Origin of the sequence: Campylobacter sp. US25a (assembly GCF_004379075.1) — a bacterium.
Classification (GTDB): Bacteria; Campylobacterota; Campylobacteria; order Campylobacterales; family Campylobacteraceae; genus Campylobacter_D; species Campylobacter_D jejuni.
The window spans coordinates 1-3,944 of sequence record NZ_RYYM01000032.1; the positions used below are offsets into that span (position 1 = coordinate 1).

At 24.0% G+C, this 3,944-nt stretch carries 1 protein-coding gene and 1 pseudogene; both read left to right on the forward strand.

Going from position 1 to position 3,944, the window contains the following annotated elements:
• Window positions 1-104: 104 nt before the first annotated feature.
• Complete coding sequence (locus ELQ12_RS09405) at window positions 105-3,575, forward strand: hypothetical protein (protein ID WP_126218059.1); 3,471 nt, start codon at window positions 105-107, stop codon at window positions 3,573-3,575.
• Window positions 3,576-3,585: 10 nt separating this feature from the next.
• A pseudogene (locus tag ELQ12_RS09410) lies at window positions 3,586-3,944 on the forward strand (hypothetical protein); the annotation flags it as partial.

Below are 3,944 nucleotides of genomic sequence, written 5' to 3' on the forward strand. Positions count from 1 at the left end.
TTAAAACTTCAAATCGCACAAGGACTAGATGAAATCTTAGAAGATGAAGATAGAAAACAAGAGCTTTATGTTTGTAAGTTTGTGGTGGTAAATGGGGTTAAAATATGAAAATAAAAAATTTTACTTTAATTGCATCAAATCATAATTTAGAAATCGAGTTAAAAAATCTTACCAAAAATGCTAATAAAATTATTTTTATATGCAGTGATTTTGATGGATATAAAGAAGCTAAGAATTCTTTGTATAAGACACTACATACTATTGAAGATAATTTTAAAATTGATAATACAAAAACTTTTAAAATCATACATTTAAATCAAGCCAATAAAGACGAAATCACAAAAGAACAAAAATTTAGCTCTGATAAAAATTTATCTAGCATTAAAAAAATTATCTTTAATAATTTAAAATTTTTAAATAATGCAATTAATCAAAATGAAAATAAAACGCTCAATAAAATTATTGATGAAAACAATGTAGAAAATATTGAAAATTTTTTAAAAGAAATTCAAAAAGAATTAAATATATTATTAAAAAATATCAAAGAATCTAACTATTTTGAGCAAGAAATTAAACCAAAAATACAACTTACCCTAGATACACTTTTTAATACACTTTTAAAAAATATTACTCAATCTAATGATGATGAATATAAGCAAATTATTAGAGCTATAGCAAAATTTTTTATCAATATACTAGATTCTGTAACCAATCTTAAAAAACCTGTCTCTTTAGTCAAAAAAAATCCTTATGTTTTTGTTGTAAATACATTATTTGAAGCTTATAATTCTTCTGCTGAGTATCAAGAGTATAAGGAACAAAAATATTATTATGATTTTGCTTATCCACTTTTAGAGCTTATTACTAGTAAGCTTTATCCTATTATCGCTTTGTGCAATGAAGAAATTTTATCTGATGTATTAATTATAGATGATAAAGTATTATTAGATTTTTCATCTTATTCTAATGTACCTTCTATTAGTCTTTATAAAAATAGTTTTTATAAAGTTATTTTAGATGAAGAATTTCAAGGTATTTTTGATAATTTTTTAGAAAATAATCTAAAATTTGAAAATGAAAAGTTAGATAATACACTTTTAGTGAATTCTAGTTTAAATAATTTTGATACAACATTAAAAAAAGCAATCAATTTAAATATCTCTAAACTCAATCATTTCTTTTATGCAGAATATCCTGATTTAAATTCTTCCATGCTAGTAGAAATGATATTAGATAAAAAAAATACTGATCAAATCAATACAACCAAAATGGGTAAAAATTATTTGCTTATTACTAATCCACCACAGCTTAACAATGCAGGACTTTGTGAGGACTTGTATCAAAAAAAATTAGGAGCAATAATAAAAAATCGCCCCAAAGCTCTTACAAAAAATGAAAAACTTGCATTAAAAGGCGATTTTCCTAGCAAAAGAGATTATGGTTCTTATTTTATAGAAAGAGATGTTAAAAAAGAAGATGATTATGTATTGCAACTTTGTCCTTTTGTGAAACTTGATGGACAGATTTATCAAAAATATAAGGGATATTTTAATTTTTATAATCAAACATATTCTTGGATGAAACTTTATTTATTGGAACATATAAACGAACGATTAGAATATGAAAAAGTTAAGCAAGATTTTGCTTATATTGATAGCTTTTTTAAATTGCCTAAAGAACTTGAAGAAATTAGCGAAAAAGAAAAAGAAAAAGTAGAAGAATATGTCGAGCTTTTTAATAATTATTTAGATAATATCAATTCTCGCTATGACCAAACACAATCCAATCTTAACTCAGAAACATTAATGTTTAAAACATATGAAAATGTAGATTTTAAGAAATACTCACCTTTAACGGTTGTTTTATTGACTTTAACTTTGTATGTTTTACAAAAAGACTTAGCTTTTACGCAAGAATATTCTTTGGGATATAAATTGTTTCAGGCAAATATTGGTAATTATCAAAAGATTAAAATACCAAATTATTTTAATGAGTATATTTCATTTATCCCTGATGATATTTATTTTTATGATAATGATAAAAAAATTTATATCTTTTTATCTAAAGAATTAAATAAAAATAAAAAAGAAGATGAAGTCATCTATTTAGATGAATTAGCTAAAGCTATGTTTGAAAATGATTTTGAAGAAGAAGATCAAACTTATGTAAATTTTTTAAAAACCTTAAATGAAAGTTTTGATGAGGAGATTGAATTTGAAGAAAATATACAAACAGACAAAACTCTTCCTTCAAAAAAAGATTTAGATAAAAGCATTCAAGATATTATGCTTGATAAAGAACTTGCAAAATTATCTATAGATATTACTTTTTTTAATATCATTAAGCAACTTTTTCCTTTTACAGAATTTTTTATGAGTCAGCCTGATTTTTTTAAAAAAATGATTTTATTTTTTATAGATTCAAGCTTAGATAAAAAGTATTATGGTAATAAATTATTTTCTAGTTTTAAAGCACATTTTTTTAAAGAACTAGGGATATTTTATGCACTTAGCCCTAAGGGGCGTTTTATAAAAATTAATCCAAAAAGTAAAAAATCACTCAATAAGCTTTTTTTATATCAAATAGGAACAAATTATTATTATTTTAATCAATTAGAATATGCAAGTGAATTAAAAAAGTCAAAGAGTTTTTCAAGATTAGATAAAGCTAAGCAAATTCATTTGATATCAAAAGTAAGAAAACAATTAGCTATTGATTTTTCTATTAAAATGAGTAAAGACTTGAGCGTGGATATATTAAAAAATTTAGCAGGATCTTTTATTGATACACTTTTGCCTACAAATTATGAAAGATTGAAAATTTTATATGAAAAACTAATGTATGAAAAATTTACTTACAATTATGATTTTCCTTTAGCTGTAAAAAAAGAAGAATATATAACCTATCCTTTATTAATAAATTCTAGATTTATGAGTTTTGATTTATCTGAGTTTATTTTTGGTTCTTTATTATGCACGGGTGGGCTTAATTATTATCCTAGTATTGCTTGTGCTACAACTTCAAGTGAAGCTAGGGAATTTGCCTTAAAAAGACTTTTATCTTATATTATTTTAGATGAAAAAAGAAGTGCTTTTATGGAAGATAAAATCAATGAAGGCAAATATATCTTAAATGATAAGGAATTTTTTGAAAAAAACAATATAGAACTTAGAAATTGTAATATATATAAGCTAGAACATTTTCAAAGAAAAGAAGAGTATAAAATACAACACCCAGTGATAAAACAACACCCTATCTTAGCTTATAATGATACTATACAAATTTTATATGAATATGCAAATGGGATTTATAATACCACTCAAGATGAAAAAGGTAAGTTCATAGAAGATAGGCAAAAAGCAAGAAGATTGATGGAAAATTTAGAAGCCATAGGACAACATAATTTAGAAGTGATGTATAAGGGGATAAAAAGAAAAAAGATGAAAGATGAAAGTAAAAATGAAGATGGTGTGGAAGAAAGTGATGATATTAGTAAAATACAAGATTATTCTAATAAGTTTATAGGCAGACTAGCTACAACTATAATCATGGAAGATGGTTTATATATAGGATGAAAGGATAAAAATGAGTGAAACTTACGAGATTTATACACCTAATGGTATTATTTTAGATGTAGAAAAAAAAACGAATAAAATTTTATTAAGTGATGGGGGAGCTAAGGTAGGCAAATACACCCAAGAATATTCTAAAGCCCTTTTTGAAGCACACAATATCAAACAAAACTCCCCCTATAAAGACTATCAACCTAGATATTTAGATCCTAATCTTTACACAGGAGAGAGATCTACTTTACTTGAATTTAAAGATTGGCAAAGTATTTATTTAAAAGATCCTATTAAAGGAGCTATAGCTCCTTGGACTAAAGCAGAAAAAGCTTATTATAAATCTTTAAAAACTAAAAAAGAAAGATATAAATATTTAGT

What these genes read in the sequence shown, in the direction of transcription:
- ELQ12_RS09405 (WP_126218059.1), top strand. Translation starts at nt 105, where the DNA reads ATGAAAATAAAAAATTTTACTTTAATTGCATCAAATCATAATTTAGAA.